Source organism: Methanoregula sp. (genome assembly GCF_041645475.1).
In the GTDB taxonomy this organism is placed as follows: Archaea; Halobacteriota; Methanomicrobia; order Methanomicrobiales; family Methanospirillaceae; genus Methanoregula.
Map to the genome: position 1 here is coordinate 57,798 of NZ_JBAZQA010000008.1, position 23,388 is coordinate 81,185.

Sequence of the window (23,388 nt, forward strand, 5' to 3'; positions counted from 1 at the left end):
TTCAGCGGAATCATACCATTCTTCACCTGTAAAAACACGGTGACGTTATTCCGCGGAAATCCGGAATACCCCTTTTGGCACCCGTATCTCGAAACGGGCTCCCCGGCTCGGATCCCCGGTCTCCGATATCGTGATCCCCGTCAGGGTGAGAATCTCGCGGGAGAGGAAGAGGCCAAGGCCGGTGTTCTTCCCAAAACCCCGTTCGAAGATCTTCTCCTTCTCGTCAGCAGCAATGCCAACCCCGTTGTCCTCCCACACAACAATCATATCCCCACCGGAGGGGTGGACCGAGATCCGGATCGCAGTCACCTGTTGCCCGTGCCGGATCGAGTTGTCCAGGAGGTTGAAAAAGACTTTTTCAAACATGGGGTCTGATAAAATCTGTAAACCCTTCACATCGGCAAAAAGGCCAATCGTTGCCGGGAGATGCAGGCGGGACAGGATCGTGCTCAGGTCAATCCATTGCGGCTCATGGGTACCGAGGTCCTCGTACACCCGGGTGAACTCGATCTGCGACTGGACCGCCGTGGTTGCGGCATGGATCTTTTCCAGGTACCCGCTTATGACCGGATCGGTGGATTTCATCTCGGCAAAGGAAAGAAAACCGAGGATGACCGAGACCTTGTTGAGGATATCATGCCGGGTGATGCCGGTGAGCAGGGTGAGCTGGCGGTTCGCGGACCGGATGGCGTCTTCAGATCGCCTGCGCCCGGTAATATCCCGGCAGATGCCGAGGAACGATACAACCGATCCCGCGTCATCGCGGAGAGGGGACGCCGTTGTCGTATGCCACTGCCAGGTGCCATCCTTATGCCGGATGCGGTACTCGATACCACCCTTCTTCTCCCCGGTGTCGAGAACCTGCCGCACAAATGCATGGCATGCGGGAAGATCATCGGGATGGAGAAAGAGGTCAATCGGTTTTCCAAGGACGTCCCGGGCATCGTGACCCAGCACTTCCGTCCACCGCGGCGAGACGTACGTAAAAATACCTTCGGGCGTTAAGGAGTAGATGATATCATTGGCGTTCTCCACATAGGACCGGAATTTCTCCTCGCTCTGCCTGAGCGCCTCTTCCAGCCGCCTGCGCTCGGTGATGTCCTGGTTTGCGCCATGGGTCCTGATCAGCCTTCCTTCTGCATCCAGAACAACCCCGATACGGGCGATAATGTACCGGATTTCTCCATCCCGGCGGATAATCCGGTGTTCCACTTCTGCCCGGTAACCGGGATCGGTTGTCTTTAGGAGTTTTTCAATTTCCCGGAACAGGAGATGCTGATCGTCGGGGTGGACAAATTCCTGCGCATAGGTCTGCGGAGACATCTGCATGCCGCCTTCCCGCTCAGCAGTAGTGCCATAGAGATTATAGAAACGGTCATCGAAGGTGAAAAGCCGGGCAGTGGCATCGTATTCCCAGTTTACCAGGGAGGCGATATCCATTGCTTCAGAGAGCTGCTGCTGGCTCTTCCGGAGTGTCTCCTCGGTTCTCTTGCGCCCGGTGATATCATGACAGATGCCGTGAATTGCAGCAACCGTACCACCGGCATCATAGACCGGGGAGATATTCTGGGTATGCCACTGCCAGGTACCATCCTTGTGCTGTATCCGGTATTCTATCCCGGACGCCTTTTTCCTGGTTGCAACGGACTGCCGGATAAACTCGCGGACACGGGGTAAATCATCGGGATGGATGTGTCTCACCGGTTTTCCGATAATTTCTGCAGTATCATGTCCCAGGATCTCCGTCCAGTTCGGGGAGACATAAGACGTAATACCATCGGGAGTCAGAGAAAAAACGATGTCATTTGCATTCTCAACAAAGGACCGGAATTTCTCCTCGCTCTCCCGGAGCGCATCTTCAGCCCGTTTTTGCTCGGTAACATCAGTCAGCACCGTCAGGACTGCAGGAGAGCCGTTGAATTCTATGACGGATCCGCGGATGAGAACGACCCGGTGGCCCTTCACGGGAGATTCTACCTCGATCTCGTACGGCTCATGCGGGCCATTCTCCTTACGCTCACGGATGGCCGCAGTAATACGTGCATGGAACCGGGCAGGGATGTAATCGAGAATAGGCGTGTTCAGGACTTCCTCCGGGGATACACCCATGTTCTCGATCATGGGAGGATTGACATAGAGGATGATCCCGTCCCGGTGCACGAGAACGAGATCCGGTAAATTATCAAGGACCGTGCGAAGCTTCGCATGGCTCTCCCGCAAGGATTGTTCCATCAGCCGTCTCTGGGAAATATCCCGGATAATGCCAACAGCTCCGTCCGGTGTCCTGTCTTTGTCAAAGATGGGGGTAATGGCCATTTCGGTCCAGACCGTTGATCCGTCCTTGCACCGGAACTCCAGCTCCATGACAATGTTGCGGGGAACAGACCCGCCGCTCCTCCACGCGGCCAGTCCCTGCTCGCGGCTCTCCCTCAGTGCCCGGTAGGAGTTTGGCGTCAGTGCATCCTGCCACATCTCTGCCATGGCTTCTTCAGGAGTCAGACCCCGGAGTGCCATGACCGAGGGAGAGAAATACGTAAAATGCAAATCACGGCCGGTAGTCCAGATGACATCGTGGACATGATCTGCCAGCAGGTGGTACTTCCGGTCGGTCTCCCGGAGCAATGCTTCGGCCTGTTTGCGCTCCGTGATATCCCTAACATAGGCAAAACTGAATTCCCGGTCGCCCTGATTGACATAGATGGCCAGGATATCGACATCGATGAACCTGCCATCTTTGCACTGGTGCCGGGAGGTGATGAACTGGGTCTTTTTCTCCCGAAGATCAGCCACGGATGCTTCCCAGGCCCCGGGGGACATCCCGGGGTCCAGTCCGGCTATCTTCATGGCGCAGAGCTCTTCACGGGAATACCCGGTGATCCGGCAGGCGGCATCGTTGACATAGAGAACATTGCCCGCAAAATCAAGCCAGAAGACTTCATCGGATGACTGATCAACCGATATTTTCAGGAGCGGTAATTCGTCTTCAAGCGAGGGGACGGGGGGCATGGGATTTTTCCGTGGATTACTGATTATTTAACAATGATAAATAGATTCTTGTGGGGGATCATAGGTCCGACATCACATCATACGTGAAAGAATACTGACAGTTAATATCGTGAAACTCGGTAATCGGGATCTGTTCGATCTTCTTCTCCCCGGGATGCAGGGCCGTAATCTCAATGGTTTTTGTGGCCGGGTGACAGTAGGTCAGCAGCGGGGATACATCGATCCTGACGACGATATTGGTATAGGTCTGGTTGGAGGGATTCATTATCCGGAACCGGGGGGTGTACATGTCAACCGAGCCGATGCTAACCGGGTCCGGGTTTTCGATATCCGGACTGGTGACCACGATCTCCCGGTTGGGAGAGGGGGAGACGCATCCCGTACTAAGGGAAATGGCTAGGAGTACCAGCAGGAGCAGACAGGCTTTTTTCATAGCATCAGGATCCGTGCATCAGAGTATTTCCGCCCGGATATTTGTTCCTGCCGGGTGAGAAGTCAGAAGGGAAAAAGGGCCGGAGGCTACAGGAGAGGTACGCACCAGATCGTGCGGCAGCCCGGGGTTTCGGATTTCTGCCCGAGGGGTGTCCGGGTTTCCTGGCGGGCCGGGTCACCCGTTGGATGACATAAAGCGGATTGGAGAGGGGTAAAGTGCCAATCCAGCCCCTAACATCTATCATTTACAATAGTCCGCCCCCCCTTTGCGCCAGCCCTGCCCCCATTGGGGGCGGGGGCGCATGCGATTCCTCGGTATTACCAAAAATCCCGATCCTGGTAATACAGCACTATCGCAAATGGGGTGCCATGGCGGCGGGGCGAAGCCCCTGGAGCGTCAGTATTTCCGCTCCAAAACGAATTTCCTTTTTTGCATTAAATTTTAGGCAGATTTTTTTTACCTTTTTTCAATCTGTAAATCCGTTATGGATTCAGGGGCTAGAATAGTACATTACCCTGGAGAGAAACCCGAACACCGAAATGATTCTACGGATAACCAAAACCGGTGCGGGCTTTTTTGATCGTGTGCATTCCGGCAGATGAGATATGCGATGAGCCGCCGGAGGATCCTGATGCAGTTCATCCAGACAAAACTGGTCCGGAACCCGTCCCCTTCCCAGTACGAGAGGATGACCTCATAGACCTCATAGACCTTTATCCGGTTCCCGTTTCATCGGGCAGACCCCGGCGCCAACTATCTCGCCCATTGCCCAGGAGTATCGCTCCCGGATCGAGAGGGGCAGTTCCTCTTCAGGAATGGAAACAAACCCGAACGATGCATAGAAATCAACGAGGTGCCGCACCGCATACATGTAGAGGACGTGGCTGCCGCACTCCTGCATCATGAGGTCGAGGGCCTTTCTGGAGTACCCGTTTCCCCGGAACTCCTCCCACGTGAAGATCCCGTCCACCTCGTACCCGTCATCGTGCCGCTTGCACCGGGCAACGCTGACCAGCGTGTCTTCAATAAAAACGGCAAAGATCCGGTCGTGATCATGATCCGATTTCGTCTGGTGGTAATCAAACCAGATCTTCTCGGCCAGGTAGAATTCGGACGCGGTGAGCTCTCGGGTGTTGATCTCCAGCTGGATAGCAGTGAACATGACCAGCACGGGCTTTTTTACCAGGGCGGTAACCCTCGATGTCGTCATGCCAAGGGGAACTTTCCTTATGTAATCCGCCTTCCCGAAGCGGGACATCATGACGAGCGAGACCACCTCTTCGTCTGCCACAATCTCGATCTGCCGGGTCGGGTCGCCGTACCGGACCATCATTCTCACCCGTATGTCCGGGGGGTCCGCCTTGATCGCCTCCCGGGCATCTGCCAGGCGTTTCTCGACTTCCCGTACAATGTAATTCATCCGCTCCTCGGTTTCGATCTTCCGGATGACATGGAGGAGAATGATCTCCGAGACCCCTTCGAGTTCACCAACATATTTCAGTGCATCGTTTGCGGGCCGGGAAAAATCGAGAGGGAAGAGGATCCGATAGAAGAGCGAAGCCTCCATCATCCGGGGATGGTATGAAAAGAAACCCTGCGTGGGAAACCGCATGATAAGGACATGGGTCCTGCTGTGGGCGAGGACCTCAATATCGTCATGGCCCAGGAGGATTTTACTAAGGCGCCCTTTCCTGGCCCCCATGAGGATAAGGGAGGGGCGCTCGGCCTCGGCGGTTTTGAGGATTGCAGCAGGAATATCATCACCGGAATCTTCCTGGATGAGACATCTCACCGCAATATCCGGGTTCGTGATGAGGGCCTGCTGGTGCTCCACAGCTTCACGTTCCCGTACCAGTGACTGCCCGTTACGGACGATATGGAGCAGGATTACCTCTTTGACGTTCCGGATGTCGGCTACGCATGCGATGAGTTTTCCTGACATCTCTGACAGATCGGTAGGGAGGAGGACCTTTTCGAACATCGGGCAGCCTTGCTCTTCAGGATACTATGATCCGGCCCTTTTTTATGCATAGTGATCTGAATCGGATCCCGGTGAATGCACCCTTAGGAAAAAAGAGCGGCAGACCTTGGTTAAGATCGTATCATTCCCTATGAACGCGATGTAGATAGGAGGTATTTTAAAACAATTCCTGATTTTTCCCTTTCGAGATCTCCAGCAAAGGTATCCGTACAGTGCAGATTTACCTTCGGATTCGACCCCCACATGAGAAGAGCGTATTGTGCATGCGGCTGATTGTATGTGAAACGGTATTGCCCACAGCCAATATATCGGAGCCTTCTGATAATGAATACCGAAAATGAATCTCCGGGTCAGACGTATTATTCCCCGGCAATGATCCGGGCGGGGATTACAGCCGCCATCATCGGAAATTTTCTCTCACCGGTTCTCATGGCCTCACTCGCTATCTCAACACCGGTCATCGGGAATGACCTGGGCCTTGAGATCGTCAATCTCTGAGGGAGTGTATCCTCTTTCCTGCGGGCATCCTCCACGTTCATGCTGAAAGCGGGGCTGCTTGCGGGTTGAATCCACATCCAGTCCTGCCGGCTCTGCTGAAGAGGAGCAGGGAAATCACCGGGAAAAAAGGTTCCTGCCAGCGCGGAATCGTTTCTCATCAAGCCTTTTTTATAGCGATACGCCATAACGTGAAGTATCATCAAAAAGGTGACAGATATGGATTTTGGAAACATGATTGGAGAATCCTTTGAATATGCAAAGGAAGGTCTCGTAGGAAAATGGATGAAGTGGATCCTGCTTCTCATTGCAACGATCCTGCTCACGCTGCCCCTCATGGGCTACACGCTTCGGATTCTCCGCGGCGAGAAACCCTCACCCGAAGTCGAGAACTGGGGAACCCTGTTCATTGACGGTATCAAGTACCTCATCATAGGCATAATCTATGCAATCCCGCTCTTCATCATTGCGTTCCTCACGCTTGCCCCGCTGGTCATGGAAGCTGTAGCGGCCGGTGGCAACCCCGCAGCAGTGAACTCAATTGCAATGGGTGCAGTCGGGACATTCCTTCTCGGACTTGTCATCTTCATCATCGCTGCCATCATCATCGGATTATTTGCAAATATCGGTATTGTCCGTTTTGCCAGGACCGGCAGCATGGGTGAGGCCTTCAACTTTGGTGCCATTCTCACCACCATTGCAAAGATTGGCTGGGTCAACTACATCATTGCCCTGATCATCATGGGAATCATCTTTGGGGTTGTTGAAATGATCTGCGCGCTCATTCCCATGGTTGGGACACTCATTCTCTTCATCATCATCCCGTTCCTCACGATGTTCCAGGCCCGCTACCTCTGTCGGATCTACGATTCTGCCGGACCTGCATAATCTCTTTTTCTTTCCTTTTTTTTACCAGGTTCCTGCTGATACGGGGCTTACTATCCGGAACAGGATAGTGTATCTTACAAAAAAGATCAAAACTGCGTGCGTCTTTACCGGATTCTGGATGAGATCAAAACCCGGACAACATTGAGGGTATTACGGGTCAGGCATACAGAATTCCCCCGGAAACGGATCGGCATAGCTGCAATGAAAAACGTAAAAATCCGACATATCCGGTTTTACGCTAAGGCATCCCAGGATCGGAAATGTAGCAGGATAAAAAAAGAGGGATTAGTGCTTTTTGGAAAGCGGGTTGAACACGTTTTCGTAGATCATATCGCTGCCGGTGTTGTGGAGCCGTGATCGCTCCTCTTTCTCCTCGGCATAGGCCATGAGCGGAAGTTCCATGTCAACGCCGGGCACGTGGCCGAACATCTTCTCGAGTTCAACCTGCTGGGCGTGCATGAAAAGTGCATTCGGGATTTCTGCTGCACAGATTTCCTCACACTGGCCGCAGTTCACACAGGAATCTGCAATGTGCGAGTACCGGATCAGGTGGAACATGAAGTTGACCGGCAGTTCGCCGGGTGGAACATACGCCGGGTTCTTGGTCGTGCAGTCCACACAGTAGCAGATCGGGCAGACATCAATGCACTGGTAACACTTGATGCAGCGGGAGGTCTCGCTCATAATCTTCTTCAAGCGATCCTTGCCTTCGCCAAGTGCCTCGAAGTCGTGCTTGCGCCACTTGTCGCCGAGCTTGAGCATTGCGCCTTCGACTTTGCCCCGGATCTCGAGACCCTTGGGGTTGGCAGCCTCGGTTGCGAGGACACCCTTCTTGACAGCACCGTCTAGGAGAGCTGCACCCTTCTCGGAGCAGACCTCAACAAAGGTTGCCTTTCCGGCCTTGGGGCCGATGACTCCCCAGTTTCCGCAGGCAAGGTCTGCCTGGCGGGGGATCTTCATCTTGCAGCGGCGGCAGTTGGACCTGCGGCCATAGCCTGCCTCTTCGAGCTCGTCAACGGAGATACCCTTGTGGCCTCCCTCGTACTCGATGATGAACTGGCCCTTGTCGATCTCTTCCTTGTGGACGGTCTCGAGGTCGACACCGTACTTCTCCTTGATCATCTTGCGGGCAACGATCGGGCTGACCGAACCTCCGCAGTTGACACCGATCATGACGATGTTGTCAAGGTTGATCTGCTTCCTCTTGGCCAGTTCGTAGAATGCCATTGCATCGCAACCCTTGACGGTGACACCGATCTTCATGTCGTTTGCACCGTCAAGGAACTTCTTGACGAGCTTGGCCATGAGGAGCGTACCGCAGTGGAGTGATCCGGCAGTCTTCGGGAGGTCCCTGGGGTCCCTTATAAGGACAGGGACCGCATCGTAGAGGTCTACACCTTTGGTGACCGCGAAGATCGCGTCAACGGCCTTGCTCTCGAGTGCATACTTCCAGATTGCGGTGACTGCGCCACCGAGTTCAGCTTTCTTCTGGATCTCAGCATCGTTGGTCCAGGCATAGAGCATATCGCCTTTCTTGGTCATGTTCAGGCCTCCTTGATCTTCTCAACCTTGACAGCACAGTGCTTGAGCTCCGGCATCTTGGAGAGGGGGTCGAGTGCCGTGTTGGTAAGGTTGTTTGCACCGTTAGCGAAGTGCATTGGCATGTACAGCACTTTTGGTCCCACATCATCGGTAACGCGTGCAATAGCAATGGATTCTCCACGGCGGCTTGTCACTTTGACCTTCTCGTACGGCTTGATGCCGAGTTCCTTTGCATCCAGCGTGTTCATCTGCATGTAGTTTTCAGGCACATCGTTATGCAGGGTCGGGCTCCGGTCGGTCTGGGTTCTGGTGTGGTAGTGGAAGATGATACGACCGGTCATGAGCGTGAACGGGTACTCGGCATCGGCCACTTCTGCGGGCGGGCGGTACTCAAGGCCGAACATCGTGCCCTTGCCATCCGCTGCGGAGAATTTTCCGATGTGGAGGATTGGTGTTCCCGGGTGCTCGATGGTCGGGCAGGGCCAGTGGACTGACTCGGGCTTCTCCATCTTCTCGTAGGTTACTCCGAACTGGCCGGGGGTAACTGAACGCATGTCGTCCCAGACGTCCTTTGCGGTCTCCCAGTCAAAGCCCTTGAGGCCCATCTTCTTGGCAAGCATGCCGATGATCTCCCAGTCGTACTTAGCTTCGCCGGGACCGTCAACGGCCTTACGGACACGATTGACACGGCGCTCGCCGCTTGTGAACGTACCGTCCTTCTCGGCAAAGCAGGTGCCGGGCAGGACAACGTCCGCGTACTCGCAGCTCTCGTTCCAGTAGATATCCTGGATGACAAGGAAGTCGAGTTTGTCAAGGGATCTCCTGACATGATTCGAGTCGGGGTAGGATACTACCGGGTTCAGGCCGAGGATGTACAGCGCCTTGATCGGGTCGCCGCACTGGGTGATCTGTTCGGTCAAGGTGACACCATACCAGTCGGGCAGGGAGCCTTCCTTCATACCCCATGCCTTCTCCATCTTGGCACGGTTCTCGGGGATGGCAACGGCCTGGTAACCTGAGAATACGTTCGGGTATGCACCCATGTCGCAGGCGCCCTGCACGTTGTTCTGTCCACGGAGCGGGTTGACACCGACACCGGGGCGGCCGACATTGCCGGTTAAGAGAGCAAGGTTACCCATGGACCGGACATTATCGGTACCGGTGGTGAGTTCGGTGATGCCGAGGCAGTAGATGATGACTGCGTTCTTTGCATTTGCATACTGGCGGGCGAACTCCTGGACGATCTCCTGCGGAACACCATGGATCTTCGTGGCATCGGCATAGTTCTCGACCGTCTTCTTGAGGTCCTCGAAGCCTTTCGTGCGTTCCTTGATGTACTCTTTGTCCTCAAGGCCTTCCTTGATGATGTAGTACATCATGTTGTTGGCAAGGGCGATGTGGGTCGACGGGTTGAACCGGATATACTTGTCGGCAAGCCGTGCAGTCGGGCTGAAACGCGGGTCAACGACAACAACCGGGATTCCCTTCTTCCTGGCCTGCATAACGCGGCGGGCGGCAAGCGGGTGGGCCTCAACGGCGTTGGATCCCCACATGACGATGAGGTCGGAGTTCAGGACATCTTCGAACGGGTTTGTTGCTGCACCGGAACCAAACGAGAGCGAGAGGCCGGCAACGGAGGGTCCGTGGCAGATACGGGCACAGTTGTCAACGTTGTTGGTCTGGAACGCAACGCGGGCCCACTTCTGCAGGGCATAACAGTCCTCGTTGACTGTACGGCACGAGGTGTGGAAACCAAGAGCCCTGGGGCCGTTCTTGTCGGAGATCTCCTTGAACTTTTTCGTAATCAGGTCAATAGCTTCGTCCCAGGAGGCTTCCTCGAACTTGTCGCCCTTCTTGATTAAGGGCTTTGTCAGCCGGCCCGGCTTCTGGACGGTTTCCCAGCAGGTTGCACCCTTCGGGCAGAGCTTGCCCTCGTTGATCGGTGTCCGCTTGTACGGCTCGACACCAACGAGCTTATTCCCCTTGGATACGAGGTTAAGGCCGCAGCCAACCCCGCAGTAGGGACAGGTCGTTGCTGTATATTTCAGTTCTGATTTTATGTCTTCCATGAATGATCACCAGATTTGTTCATCTGTTTTTTATAACAACAATTGACTTAGTGGATTTGTTCATAGAATTTTGATTGAACACAAATTGTCTACCCTTGGATTATTTAACCGTTCTGAAATTTTCACAAAAACTGGTGAACAGAAGTGGGTTTATCATCTCATCTCAGTAATTGTAGGTATGCTCCATGCTTGAAATATTCATGCGGGTAACTGCAAAAAGATAAAGATATCGTAAAAAAGGACAGGGATGATTATCATGAAAAAAAACCGGATACCGCCAATGCTCCCGGATCTCATCCTGGCAGCGCTTACATCCTGTGACAATATCCGGTTTGAATCCTGCGAAGCATGTCCCAGATGCGGGGGGGAACCTGCCGGATATGATGTGAAAAAAAAACAGTTTGCCGTTTTGATGGATGGGGAACAAAAGAAGATCATCCATGTACTGGTGAAACGGTTCCGTTGTCGCCGCTGCAGGCAGATCTGTCTTGCCGATCAGCCCGTTTACCCGGATACCCGCATCGGGGCTCCGGTGGTGGATCTCTGTGTGACACTCGGGGAGACCATGCATTTCCCCCGCGTGTCTTCCACCCTTGCGGATATGGGAATTATTGTCGACCGCTGGAGCGTTCGCAATTATATTCAAAACAACCGCTTTCCGGTTCCCGCAGTGGACATGTTCGGCATCAGGGTCCCGGTATCGGTTGTTTCTCTCTCATCCCTTTCCATGGGGATACGTGAAGACAAGGCCATCGATGCAGGGAGAGTTCTTGCAGCCTGCGGGTATCCCTCAAAGAAAAATCACCCTGCAGAGATATCATTACAGGATCAGGTTCACGATCCACCGGAGCGGTGAAGGAACCAGAACGGGTTATTTCCATTGGGAGAGCATTACTCCGGGTCCGAACCGGGTTAGGGGAAAATTCCGGGATCTGCGGGTCCATTTTAAAACGGCATAACACACGTTACAGTGGTGTGACGAAAAACCGGATCTTTCACGGGATTGTTGATGAGATACGGGGGAGATCGCCTGCAAGATCTCCCCCTGGAGCACAGGTCCCCGTGAGTATCCCTAGAGATGGATATGGAATAAGAAACCAAACAACGGTTTACAGCATTCACCAAAAAAATTAGTTGGTGTAAGCTGATTTCCCCAGCTTGGGTTCGAACAGCTTGTCTGCCTCCGTGCGGATTGCATGGCTGAAGAGCGCCAGCGGGATCTCCGAAGGACAGCATTCTTCGCACTGCCCGCAGTTGATGCAGGAGTCTGAGATATGCGCAAGCCGGCGCAGGTGGAACATCGGGTCGGCCGGGATTACCCCGTGGCGAACCATCATGTCGGGCTGCTGGAACTTGTCAGCACGGGTAACACAGACCGGGCAGTGGTCGATGCATGCGTAGCACTTCATGCAGCGGCCGGTCTCCTTTGCAATGGTCTCCCAGAGAACGGGTGCAAGGGCTTCGAAGTCATGCTTCCGCCACTTGTCGCCAAGCTTGTGCATTGCACTCTCGACTTTTCCGCGGATCTCGATACCCTTGGGATTTGCTGCCTCGGTAGAGAGTTTCTTGGCATCGACAGCGCCTTTGATGAGTTTTGCACCCTTCTCGGAGCAGACCTCAACAAAGGTTGCCTTGCCAGCCTTCTCGCCAATAACTCCCCAGTTCCCGCAGGCAAGGTCTGCCTGGCGCGGGATCTTTACTTTGCAACGGCGGCAGTTCGATCTGCGGCCAAAGCCTGCCTCTTCGAGCTCGTCAACGGAGATACCCTTGTGACCTCCTTCGTACTCGATGATGAACTGGCCCTTGTCAATCTCTTCCTTGGTGACCTTGTTCGGGTCCACACCGTACACTTCCTTGATCATCCGGCGGGCAAGGGTCGGGTTGACCGATCCACCGCAATTGACACCGATCATAACGATGTTGTCAAGGTTGAGGATGTTCCGCTTGGCAAGCTCAAGGACGCCCATCATGTCGCAGCCCTTGACAACCATGCCAATCTTCTTGCCGGAAAGCTTGGGTGCGTATTCTACAACCAGCTTGGAGAGGAGGATCGTTCCGCAGTGGAGCGAGCCGGCGCACGCGTCAAGATCCTTGGGGTCGGTGACGATAGCCGGGATCGCATCATAGAGGTCAACGCCGCGCCTGACTGCAAGCACTGCATCAACGGTCTTGCTCTCGAGAGCATACTTGAGAAGCTCGGTTACCGCACCACCGCATTCTGCCTTCTTTGCAAGACCGGCATCATTGGTCCAGGCATAGAGCATATCGCCTTTCTTTGCCATGTTACTTCGCCCCCGCGATCTTTTCAACACTGACAGCACAGTGCTTGAGCTCAGGCATCTTTGAGAGCGGGTCGAGCGCGGTGTTGGTGAGGTTGTTGACACCATCAGCAAAATGCATGGCCATATAGAGCACCTTCGGGGCAACATCGGTGCCAACCCGGGCGATGGTAATTGTCTCGCCACGGCGGCTCTTGATCTTGACCTTCTCACCGTTCTTGACACCAAGTTCCTTTGCATCCTTGATGTTCATCTGGACATAGGACTCGGGGACTTCGTAGTGCAGGACTGCACACTGGTCTGTCTGGGTCCTGGTGTGGTAGTGGAAGATGACACGGCCGGTCATCATGGTATACGGGTACTCTGCATCGGCAACTTCTGCCGGCGGCTTGTATTCGAGACCAAACATGGTGCCCTTGCCATCCGCTGCGGAGAATTTCCCGATATGAAGGATCGGCGTTCCCGCGTGTTCCTCGGTCGGGCAGGGCCAGTGGATCGATTCGGGCTTCTCCATCTTCTCGTAGGTTACACCAAACAGGTTCGGGGTGCATGCCCGCATATCGTCCCAGACATCCTTTGCGGTCTTCCAGTCAAAGCCCTTGAGGCCCATCTTCTTGGCAAGCATGCCGATGATCTCCCAGTCGTACTTAGCTTCGCCGGGACCGTCAACGGCCTTACGGACACGATTGACACGGCGCTCACCGCTTGTGAACGTGCCGTCCTTCTCGGCAAAGCAGGTGCCGGGCAGGACAACGTCCGCGTACTCGCAGCTCTCGTTCCAGTAGATATCCTGGATGACAAGGAAGTCGAGTTTGTCAAGGGATCTCTTGACATGGTTTGAATCAGGGTAGGAAACTACCGGGTTCAGGCCGAGGATATACATCGCCTTGATGGGGTCGCCGCACTGGGTGATCTGTTCGGTTAAGGTGACACCATACCAGTCGGGCAGGGAGCCTTCCTTCATGAACCAGAGTTTCTCCATCTTGGCACGGTTATCGGCAACGGCAACAGCCTGGTAGCCTGAGAAGACGTTAGGGTATGCACCCATGTCGCAGGCGCCCTGCACGTTGTTCTGGCCACGGAGCGGGTTGACACCGACACCGGGGCGGCCGACATTCCCGGTTAAGAGAGCGAGGTTGCCCATGGATCGGACATTGTCGGTTCCGGTCGTCAGCTCGGTGATGCCCAGGCAGTAGATGATAACTGCATTCTTTGCAGATGCATACTGGCGGGCAAATGCCCTGACAATATCCGTCGGGACACCGGTGATATCCTCAACATTGGCGTATTTCTCGACGGTCTTCTTGAGATCGTCAAAGCCCTTGGTCCGGTCCGCGATGAACGCCTTGTCCTGGAGATCGTCATGGATGATCCAGTACATCATGGAGTTGGCAAGCGCAATGTGGGTCGACGGGTTGAACTGGATCCACTGGTCAGCAAGCCGGGCAGTGGCACTGTACCGCGGGTCAACAACAATGATGGGGATACCTGCCTTCTTGGCCTGCATGATACGCCGGCCGGCAAGCGGGTGGGCCTCGACTGCATTGGAACCCCAGAGAACGATAAGCTTGGAGTTCAGGACATCTTCAAACGGGTTCGTTGCTGCACCGGAACCAAACGAGAGCGAGAGACCGGCAACGGAGGGTCCATGGCAGATGCGCGCGCAGTTGTCAACGTTGTTTGTCTGGAAAGCAACCCGTGCCCACTTCTGCAGGGCGTAGCAGTCCTCGTTGACGGTACGGCACGAGGTATGGAAACCGAGGGACCGGGGGCCGAACTTATCGGAGGTCTCCTTGAACTTTTTCGTAATCAGCTCAATGGCTTCGTCCCAGGAAGCGTCCACGAACTTGCCGTTCTTCTTGATCTTCGGCTTTGTAAGCCGTCCGGGCTTCTGGACAGATTCCCAGCAGGATGCGCCTTTCGGGCAGAGTTTTCCCTCATTGATGGGGCTGCGCTTATACGGTTCAACACCAACAAGCTTGCCATCGTTCACCACAAGGTTCAGGCCGCAGCCCACCCCGCAGTACGGACAAGTTGTCGGTACATACTTAAGAGTACTCGAACTATTGACCATTATATCACCAAACACTCACAGAAGCCCCGGCCTAAAGCAGCCGGAACAACCATGCACACACACCTCTGACAGTGTTTTTTGCAAAATTGGTTAAACAACTTTGCTTGATTACTGATCTCGGTAAACACCATATTTATACATTCTGAAAAATACCTCATAATTGGTGATTATCTGGGGGTTATTGGCATTCTCCGCTTATGGGGGCAGGGTATACACGAATATATGATCTTCCTGAAGTCTGCCCCTCGAAGAATGAACGGCGATGATACGGGGCGATTGCAGTGAAGCTGCGCCCGGTACCTCCCATACTCGGAGGTATTGTGCATGCCGCGCTCCGGGTATGTAACGAAACCGGATATGTGACAGCAGGTCCCTGTAAAATCTGTGGCGGCACCCTTTCCGGCTATGATATGCGGAGAAAGCGATTTGCGATCCTCCATGAGGACGACGGGGATCACATAATCGAAGTGATCATCCACCGGGCATACTGTCGATCCTGCGGGAAGATTGTGGTACCCGAAGAACCGTTCTATCCCGGGACGCGGATTGGATCCCCGGTAGTGGATCTCTGCCGGGCATTCGCGGATACGATGTCGTACAGCCGGGTGGCCACACGACTCGGCCAGATGGGAATCGTGGTCGACCGCTGGAGCGTGCGTGCGTATTGCCGAACACCATTTATCCCCCCGGCAACAATCAAGGCATTCGGCCTGAAGATCCCGGTCTCGATAATCTCACTATCAGCCCTTGCCGGATCGCTTATGGAAAGCGGTCACGCCAGCGGTGAGGATGTACTCGCAGCCTGCTTATTTCCCTCCCGCAACAGGCTGTAGCACGAGGGGAAAGAGAGAACGAAACGTAAGTATAAATGTCTGGATACGTTGCTCAATAATTCTAGATGCCCGATCGATTGGATCCCACATAAGATGATGCTGAAAAGGACCTGATGCAGGATCTGGCATCACATTTTTAGTGCACGTTTCCAGGTACTTTTTCATATCAGACCCTGCTAAAAAAATTTCAATCGCGATCATGGGGTGTTAGTTGATGAGGCTACAATCGGATAATTATCCTACAATCGGCATGTACATGCTACAAAATTTTTGATTCTCCGGTGAGACCCACCAAAAAATGCAACCAGGGTGCGGTTGAAAAATTCCGGGCAGGGGGTGAGGGGGTGATTGAAATTTTTTTGCCGGATATTGATCGCGGGTTTTTTTATGCAAAACCGGATGGGGATTTTTGTGCTGGAATTTATCAGAAATGATCCAAATGGATCCATAATAAGATGACCAGAATCAGTGAGCCGGCGGACAGAACCCTTGAGTTCTCCAGATCAGGTCTCTCCATGGGAACGGCGGGTAAAATGTTCGTTTTTCACAGATAATTGAAAAGTCGTTGTGGCATTCCCCATACGGGGGGCATCAGTTTCCACAAGTGATAATAGAGATGGATTCTTATCACGCGTTCATTTTTGTTAAGAGCTAAAACTCTGCAATTGACTGCAGTCCTTACAAATTTACAGGTCAGCCACCACGAGTTTCGCCCGTCCCGGGATGTCCGGTACACCTACCCATATTCATTCAATAAAATACGTTGTTTTTCATAACATGTTTATCAGATAATGTGCTTACGTATTGGTATGAAATCAGGTCACCAGGAAGAATCTCCGGAAGCGCTGAAAGCCAGTCTGAAAGCCTGCGGGGTCAGCCCCCACCTCACGCAGGAGATCCTCCGGGTGTCTGAATTCCACACCTACCCGGCCCCCGGGGTCCTGATCGGAGCATTCATGGTGGATTATGCCCTGGAACTGCTCGGGGTTACACCGGATAAAAAACTCTACGGGGTCTGCGAGACGCCCAAGTGCCTTCCGGATGCCCTGCAGGTGATAGCTCACTGCACGACCGGCAACAACCGGCTCAAAGTCGTGCCCATAGGAAAATTCGCCATAACGCTCAACGCCCCGTCAGAATCTGATACAGCTGATGCAGTCAGGGTGTACGTGGACCTGGATAAACTCAAAAAATTCCCCACCATTGACACCTGGTATGCCAACAGTCCGGCCTACGACAAACACACCATGAAAGGCCTCCTGCAGGAAGAGATTTTCCGGGCCGGACGACAGATCCTCTCCTCAGAGCAGGTCCGGGTTACTGTACACAAAAAGAAGAAATGGATTTCGGTCTCCTGCAAATGTTGCGGCGAGACAGTCCCGGATTACCTCATCGAGGGGGAGCAGTGCGGTGCCTGCGGCTCCATGAAATATTATGAGCGGTTGTCCTGAACAACAATAATGGGAAAGAATTTCCCAAAAATAGACGGGAGCGCGGACGCGGGAAACCGGATCCGTCTCAACAGTTGTATTCACGCCCGCAGGCGGTTCCACCGGGAGAACGCATATCCATCTCAAGTCGCAGGACCGGCCGACTTTATCCTTGACAACACACCGGTGCCCAGATCGTAGTAGAGTCCGTGAACTTCCACCCTTTTCTCATCCACCGCTTTTTTCAGGAGCGGGTACGTGAACAGGTGTTCGATCTGGAGCCGGACATTCTCCTGCTCGATGAGCTTGTAGCGTTCATCCTTCTCAAGCACGGTCTGCGGCGGTGGGATCTTTGCATCCACCCGGGTTTTGGCCTCGCGGGCATTGTTGAGCCAGAGCGGAATGTAGGAGTCCGTGCTCTCCTTGTCAAGTGCCCGTATCGCCCCGCAGTTCGAGTGGCCGCAGATGACCACGTCATTAACTTTCAGGTGAACGACCGCGTATTCCAGAACCGTTGCAAAATTCCAGTCGTGGATCGGGACAATATTACCGATATTGCGCTGGATAAAGAGTTCCCCTGCGCGTGCCTGCGTTATGTGCCCGGACTGGAGCCGTGAGTCCGAACAGGCTATCCAGAGCGTTGTCGGGTGCTGGCTTCCGGCCAGTTCCTTGTAATAGTCAATGTTCGGGGTGAAATCAGTCTCCCGAAACCTCAGGTTCCCTAGTAAGAGTTTGTCTATCATGCCATACACACCTCTGACAGTGTTATTACATACGCTGGCAGGAACCGGCGTATGCGTATACTGATACTGGTAAGGAGGATCAAAATACTTTTCGTTATGAGTCTGTGGGCACGGGTATGAATGTCAGCCGGTGTCCGGGTACCGGAATATTTCTCTGTGAAAAACCAGTTCCCCACTATGGCAGGGTTGTGATCCGGAATAGATCGGAATTGTCGCGTACGACAAAGATAAAAATGATCGGGGCAGGCTGGCAGGTTTTATCTGGTTGGAACGATAACGGCTATAGAATATCAGAGACCGTTGTTCTCCCGTGATGATCACAATGCGAGAAAAAAACCGCTCTTTTCTGAGTGCACCCCAAAAAGCAGAGGAGGTATCCCATGCCAACCATCTCCGCACCTGCTGAGGTTGAAGAATATAATGAGGACAAGACGCTCCTCACCCTTTATGCTCTTGCCGGCGAGGAGAGCGGGGGCTTTGTTACGTTCCGGCCGGGTTTTATCGGCAGGATCGGCAGGGCCATTTTCTCGGAGAGTACCACAGCTGCACCTGCGCGCATCTATGAGGCCGTCGAGGTCCGGGAACTCACGCCTTCCGAGATGGCGCGGGCCGAACGGGAACTGTGGATCCACTATCACCAGCAGAAAGCTGACCGGGAGCACGACCGGCTCTTTGCGGTGTTTGTCGGAACGCGTATCATTGGTGTTGCCCGCTGTGCGCGGCACGAAGACGGTCTTGAGGTGGATGCTGTTTACGTGCTCGACGAATACCGGCTCCGGGGTTTTGCCCGCTCGGTCATGTCCCTCTTAATTGAGGAGTGCGGCAGGAACGAGACCCTGTACATGCATTCCAAACTGGAACTGATGGACTTCTATGGCAGTTTCGGATTTTACTCAATTCCGGAGATCGAGCTTCCCAAATCGATTCGGGACCGGTTCGACTTCTGCATGGGAAATCTTAAGGGAATCGATGTCTGCCCTATGCGCCGGGAACCGGGTTCCCACGGGCAGGTCCAGCGGGAAACCAGCCAGAAAAAAGTGATCGCATAACTCTCCCTTGTTACAAAAAACCGGTTTTCCCATGTTCAGATCTTTTTCGTTTTGAATAACCGGTTGGCTTCGTTAAGGAACTGGTTTTAATGATATCACTCCGAGACAATGAACCCCCGGTTTTTCTTGTCGGTTACATCCTCGACCGTCTCCATTGCGCCGGTCAGGTTTCCGGCCGGGTCCCGAATCGGCATAGCGGTGATATGCAGCCACTTTCCTCCAGCACCAAGGGAACTGAAAAATCCCGTATATTCATATTGTTCATCGGCATTCGGCAAACGGGATCCGGCATACAGCGCGGCGATTCTCGCATGGTTCCCGTCAATCACCAGATCCGCAAGGCAGGGCCGCTCTGCCGGATAAAACATTTTCCAGTGATTGTGAGTGCCAACCATCTCTTCGGCTTTTATGCCGGTCATGATCTCGAGCGCCCGGTCCCAGTACACGACCTTGTGATTCCGGTCAATGTAAAACTGGGGAGTGGTTGGAATATGGAAGATCGTATGGAGAAGCCGGTCACGTTCGAGAGTTGCCCGCTCAGCCCGCATCCGTTCCGTGATATCCTCAAGAATCACGGTGACGCCGGACCCCCCGTTCTCGAACAGTGCGGGAATGAACCGGCCGTTGAAGAAGACCTCATCCCCGTTCCGGACTGCCCGTATCTCTTTTTTTAGGGAGGGGCCGCCACGCAGGAGCGCCTGGAGTTCCAGTTCATCCCGTTCCGACAGAAGCGGAACCGTGAGGGAACTTAAGTGGAAGCCAAGTATCTTCGGCCGGGGGACCCCGGCAAACAGGCAGAACGAGTCGCTTGCCTGAACGATCCGCAGGTCATTGTCAAGGACGATGATGAGTTCGCCCGCATGGTTGAGGAGGTTCCCGATCGGAATCCTGCGGGACAGGGTATACAGCTTGGCATTTCCTATGTGGCGGAGTTCCAGCTGACCCGAAACCGTGAGTACCTCGAGATACTTCGCAGCGGAGTTCCGGCTCATGGAAACCGCAGCCGAGATCTCCTTGATACTCATACCCAGCGGATGCTCTTTGAGGATCTTCAGGATACGTGTTGTCTCGTCTTCACCCACATTTCCAGCCATTGAACCGCCACCTCAGTAAAGTCCGCATCACAGGTTGTTGTGTGCTGTGCTCACTGCATCTGCACTGCATTATTGATGCCAATGCTTAATTATGGGTGTGCAATAATATGTATTGTGCATAGTGTTTGTGCACTAGTGCACTGCATACTGCCCAATGGGAAAGATCCTGCTCACCCTATGTTGGTATACACACCTCTGAACCATATCACCATATCCAGGACTCTCCCAATACCTTTCTTATCAACCGTTGTGTAACCCGCTGATGACGTTGTCAGACATTTCACATTCGTTTCAACCCACAAGCGCCGGGTAATCCGTCAATAAAAATCTGCCTGCGGTTCCTGCAGGTTCCGGTTCTTCAGTGTTTCCCTTACCGTTCGCGCACGACCATGTGCCCGGTATAACCGGGTGTTCCAGCCCCCGGGGCGCAATTCCCCCAATACCGGATTGCTGGATAGGGGGGGTTCCGGGACGTCAATACCCAAAACCACGTGAGAAGAAAGCCGGCTTCACGGATCGTTTACTGGCAGCAGTTCACCCGAAAAAAAACAGATACCGTAGTGGAGCCTGTGATTAAAGGGTGCAGAGCTTTACGGCAAAACTCTGCCCGGTAAGGAGGAGCGGGTGCTCCTTTTCGGATCCATTCCATGCAGCTGCAAAGAGGAGGAGCAGGGCATTCTCGAGCATTACCTCAAACCGCTCACGGGATTTATCCTTGGGAGGCAGAGGTTTTACAAGGAGACTAATGTCAGTTTCAGAGAATTCAATGAAATGTTCCGGTTGATCCGCAGACGCATCAAGCAACAGAGCCTGTTCGCGCATAATGGCAAACGCGGTTGAAATGGCGGGGTGATACTCTGCATCCACGATCTCTGCGATTGCCACATCTGCCACAGTGACCACATCCCGGTAATCTCCCTGGGCGAACCGGATAAACCCGGCCGCTGCATAATGTACTATTGCCGGGTTCAGGCCGGATACCTGTGCGTTCACAGAATCACAGTATCCGTTTAAGGAATCTTCGAGAACATTTCTTTTATGAGCATCTGACAGATGGACTGCACCAAACCGGTGTTTCAGCCGCACGAGCAGGATAGTAAGGCTTGTTGCGTAAAGCAGTTCAAGGACAAGGTTGACCGCAATATCCGAAGGTGCGACAAAGAAGATAATGGAATAGATCGGCGTTGACAGTGCGACAATATCTTTCCGCGGCCGGATCCATGCGAGATAGGCCAGTACGAATGAGCTGATAACGCATCCCATGGCAAAGTACCGAATATCCAGGGTACTGCCGATACCGGAAAAAAACAGGGCCAGAAAGGCCCCGCCAAAGGAGAGTGCAGGTACTGCCAGCTCCAGGTACAGGATCGTTGAGCCGGGGGAATTCTGATTTTGTGGCGTCTGTTGATCAGGCATCTGTATCACCATTTTATGAGAAAAATCTGTTCTGCAGGGAAGATTAAAATCCGGGTTGGTTCAACTCCGGGATATGGAGATGAGGGACCACCTTAGTTTTTTCTGATCTTCCGTATGGATACGCAGTTGATCACCGGATCACCGGTTACGATATACCGGCGGATTACCTGTCCCAGCACCTCGACGATATCATTGACCTTTATATCTTCATCGGGACTGGTGAACATCTTGACCGAGATTGCGCCGGACCGGTCTGCAACCATAAACTGCGGCCGGTTCAGGAACTGGAAATGAACCCGTTCCACCACACCTTCAATCCGCACGGGTTTGCCGACCATACTCTCATTGATCAGCCTGACCCGTACGGTTTTTGCTTCAACCTCGTATTGGGGAGTGAGATCCGCATATTCGCTGCGGCTCATATAGTTGAGCGCAACAGGGATGACGAGAAGCAGGAACAGGCACGGGATCATCCAGATCAGGTTCGACCGTACTTCAGGACTGAACAGGGAGGCGATGATAAGAATCAGGGTGAAGAACACAAATACCGCGATTGAGACAATTGAGACCTTCACGTCAACATTTCCAATCTTCATCAAAATGAATGTTTGGCGTTAACCTACTTCAGTGCTACGATTATGTTTCCGCATTCCCGGGATACGCGCTGCACCAAAAGAGATTGAGAGAGGATCTCATCTTCCGATCCGGAGGCTGACCGGACGTACTGCATCGGCAATACCTGCGGAATAACTGATGAAAAAAGGCCCCGCGATTATCCGGATGAGATGAATCCGGGCCGCGGGACACAGACATGAGGCGGCAATATGCGGGACCGAAAAGAGATTACTCCCGCTATTGCGAGTAGGAAAATTTGGATTTTGGTATGCCTGATATTCATAAAAATATATGAATGTGGTGAAAAATTACTTCAGGGCAGCAATCTCTTTCCGGAATGCAACCCAGTAAATTATACCCACAAACAGGAGTCCACCGACGATGTTACCGATTGTTACCGGTATGATGTTAGCGGTCCACATGGTAACCCAGTTGATGCTGGCGTTGATCTTCGTTGGGTCTGTAATGAATCCCTGGGTGAATATTCCCGCAGGTATGAAGTACATGTTTGCAACGCAGTGTTCGAATCCGCTGGAAACGAAGGCCATGATCGGGAACCAGATACCAAAGAACTTGCCGACCGCGTCATCCGCACAGATACCGAGCAGGATAGCGAGGTTGACAAGCCAGTTGCAGGCGATACCCTTGAGGAATGCAGACCACATGCCCATCATTCCGACATAGCTGACTTTGGCTCCGGCTATAGCAATTGCCCGTGTACCGAAAGCGGAAACCGTTCCGACACCTGCGGCATCGAAGGAGACAAACGGACCATATGCCATGATGTAGGCAAATACGATCGATCCGATGAGGTTACCGATATACACGAAGATCCACAGGTTGATAACCTGCATCCAGGTGACCTTGTGAATGAACGCTGCCATCGGGGCGAGCATTGCATCACCAGTGAAGAGCTCAGCACCCGTAAGAACGGTGATGATAAGCCCAACCGGGAACACACATCCCAGAATCAACTGGGAAAACCCGGCACTCGCAGTACCGTAGCGGAGAGCAACATCAGTTGCCATTATACCTGTTGAACAGACTGTCGCAAGAGCTGCACCCATGGCGATATATGCGCCCGACATGAATCCACGGAGGACCATGTTCCAGGCCGGTAAGCCGACTTTGTACTTACCGGCATCTCCTGCCTTTGCAGTAATTGCTACCGGCGGATGAAAAACCATTTTTTAACACACCTCTGAATCATTCACCTATACCAGTGACTATTGATACGAATCTCGTATAGGCCAATGAAAACTTTTGTACCGAGTTATTAATAATTTTCGAATTGCTCGCCGGCAGGGCCCGCTTTCAGCCGGGATGGTAAAAAAGCGCATAACTCCGACGAATCAGTTGTTATTTACTTTATATATTTTTTTATGAAAACCGGTTACCTGCGGATCACCCCCAAAGGTCTTTAAAGCCTTTCCGGTGACCG

The 23,388-nt window shown here is 53.2% G+C and carries 18 protein-coding genes; 6 read left to right on the plus strand and 12 right to left on the minus strand.

All coding sequences use genetic code 11. The features are described from left to right. Nucleotides 1-45: 45 nt before the first annotated feature. From WC598_RS08140 to WC598_RS08150, 3 genes are all read right to left on the minus strand, one after another. Nucleotides 46-3,006 (minus strand): PAS domain S-box protein, encoded by a 2,961-nt coding sequence (locus WC598_RS08140; protein ID WP_372960987.1) that lies wholly within the window; start codon nt 3,004-3,006, stop codon nt 46-48. Between the two features lie 58 nt (nt 3,007-3,064). Then, nucleotides 3,065-3,439, minus strand: coding sequence for a hypothetical protein (locus WC598_RS08145; RefSeq protein WP_372960988.1), 375 nt, complete (start codon nt 3,437-3,439; stop codon nt 3,065-3,067). A 703-nt stretch (nt 3,440-4,142) separates the two neighbouring features. Then, a complete protein-coding gene (locus WC598_RS08150) occupies nt 4,143-5,420 on the minus strand; it encodes a GNAT family N-acetyltransferase (protein ID WP_372960989.1) in 1,278 nt (425 codons plus the stop codon). Between the two features lie 324 nt (nt 5,421-5,744). Between WC598_RS08150 and WC598_RS08155 the strand changes: the two genes are divergently transcribed. Both WC598_RS08155 and WC598_RS08160 read left to right on the plus strand, forming a co-directional pair. Then, nucleotides 5,745-5,918, plus strand: a complete 174-nt coding sequence (locus WC598_RS08155) for a hypothetical protein (RefSeq protein ID WP_372960990.1) — start codon at nt 5,745-5,747, stop codon at nt 5,916-5,918. 216 nt (nt 5,919-6,134) lie between these two features. Continuing rightward, nucleotides 6,135-6,803, plus strand: a complete 669-nt coding sequence (locus WC598_RS08160; protein ID WP_372960991.1) for a DUF4013 domain-containing protein — start codon at nt 6,135-6,137, stop codon at nt 6,801-6,803. A 285-nt stretch (nt 6,804-7,088) separates the two neighbouring features. Here WC598_RS08160 and WC598_RS08165 read toward each other — a convergent pair whose 3' ends face one another. Both WC598_RS08165 and fdhF (WC598_RS08170) read right to left on the minus strand, forming a co-directional pair. Continuing rightward, nucleotides 7,089-8,345, minus strand: a complete 1,257-nt coding sequence (locus WC598_RS08165; RefSeq protein WP_372960992.1) for a Coenzyme F420 hydrogenase/dehydrogenase, beta subunit C-terminal domain — start codon at nt 8,343-8,345, stop codon at nt 7,089-7,091. A 2-nt stretch (nt 8,346-8,347) separates the two neighbouring features. After that, nucleotides 8,348-10,414 carry a formate dehydrogenase subunit alpha gene (gene fdhF / locus WC598_RS08170; RefSeq protein ID WP_372960993.1) on the minus strand — a complete coding sequence of 689 codons (2,067 nt, stop codon included), beginning with the start codon at nt 10,412-10,414 and terminating at the stop codon, nt 8,348-8,350. A 256-nt stretch (nt 10,415-10,670) separates the two neighbouring features. Here fdhF (WC598_RS08170) and WC598_RS08175 point away from each other — a divergent pair, with 256 nt between their 5' ends. Next, complete coding sequence (locus tag WC598_RS08175; protein ID WP_372960994.1) at nt 10,671-11,270, plus strand: hypothetical protein; 600 nt, start codon at nt 10,671-10,673, stop codon at nt 11,268-11,270. A gap of 274 nt (nt 11,271-11,544) precedes the next feature. On the opposite strand, the gene WC598_RS08180 is transcribed toward WC598_RS08175, so the two are convergent. Further along, on the minus strand, nt 11,545-12,696 hold the full coding sequence (locus WC598_RS08180) for a Coenzyme F420 hydrogenase/dehydrogenase, beta subunit C-terminal domain (protein ID WP_372960995.1): 1,152 nt from the start codon (nt 12,694-12,696) through the stop codon (nt 11,545-11,547). 1 nt (nt 12,697) lies between these two features. Then, nucleotides 12,698-14,767, minus strand: a complete 2,070-nt coding sequence (fdhF, locus tag WC598_RS08185; protein ID WP_372960996.1) for a formate dehydrogenase subunit alpha — start codon at nt 14,765-14,767, stop codon at nt 12,698-12,700. Nucleotides 14,768-15,177: 410 nt separating this feature from the next. Between fdhF (WC598_RS08185) and WC598_RS08190 the strand changes: the two genes are divergently transcribed. Then, nucleotides 15,178-15,600, plus strand: coding sequence for a hypothetical protein (locus WC598_RS08190; RefSeq protein WP_372960997.1), 423 nt, complete (start codon nt 15,178-15,180; stop codon nt 15,598-15,600). An 809-nt stretch (nt 15,601-16,409) separates the two neighbouring features. Continuing rightward, the gene (locus WC598_RS08195) at nt 16,410-17,051 is read left to right on the plus strand and encodes an FmdE family protein (protein ID WP_372960998.1); all 642 of its coding nucleotides are present in this window, start codon (nt 16,410-16,412) and stop codon (nt 17,049-17,051) included. Between the two features lie 122 nt (nt 17,052-17,173). Here the strand turns inward: WC598_RS08195 and WC598_RS08200 are convergent, their stop codons facing one another. Continuing rightward, nucleotides 17,174-17,773, minus strand: a complete 600-nt coding sequence (locus tag WC598_RS08200; protein WP_372960999.1) for a carbonic anhydrase — start codon at nt 17,771-17,773, stop codon at nt 17,174-17,176. 380 nt (nt 17,774-18,153) lie between these two features. Here WC598_RS08200 and WC598_RS08205 point away from each other — a divergent pair, with 380 nt between their 5' ends. After that, nucleotides 18,154-18,822 (plus strand): GNAT family N-acetyltransferase, encoded by a 669-nt coding sequence (locus WC598_RS08205; protein WP_372961000.1) that lies wholly within the window; start codon nt 18,154-18,156, stop codon nt 18,820-18,822. A gap of 95 nt (nt 18,823-18,917) precedes the next feature. Here the strand turns inward: WC598_RS08205 and WC598_RS08210 are convergent, their stop codons facing one another. From WC598_RS08210 to WC598_RS08225, 4 genes are all read right to left on the minus strand, one after another. Then, nucleotides 18,918-19,916, minus strand: a complete 999-nt coding sequence (locus WC598_RS08210) for a PAS domain S-box protein (protein ID WP_372961001.1) — start codon at nt 19,914-19,916, stop codon at nt 18,918-18,920. A 573-nt stretch (nt 19,917-20,489) separates the two neighbouring features. Further along, nucleotides 20,490-21,332 carry a hypothetical protein gene (locus tag WC598_RS08215; protein ID WP_372961002.1) on the minus strand — a complete coding sequence of 281 codons (843 nt, stop codon included), beginning with the start codon at nt 21,330-21,332 and terminating at the stop codon, nt 20,490-20,492. A gap of 92 nt (nt 21,333-21,424) precedes the next feature. Then, nucleotides 21,425-21,928 carry a nucleotide-binding protein gene (locus WC598_RS08220; RefSeq protein ID WP_372961003.1) on the minus strand — a complete coding sequence of 168 codons (504 nt, stop codon included), beginning with the start codon at nt 21,926-21,928 and terminating at the stop codon, nt 21,425-21,427. Nucleotides 21,929-22,255: 327 nt separating this feature from the next. Continuing rightward, nucleotides 22,256-23,134, minus strand: a complete 879-nt coding sequence (locus WC598_RS08225; protein WP_372961004.1) for a formate/nitrite transporter family protein — start codon at nt 23,132-23,134, stop codon at nt 22,256-22,258. Nucleotides 23,135-23,388: the final 254 nt, after the last annotated feature.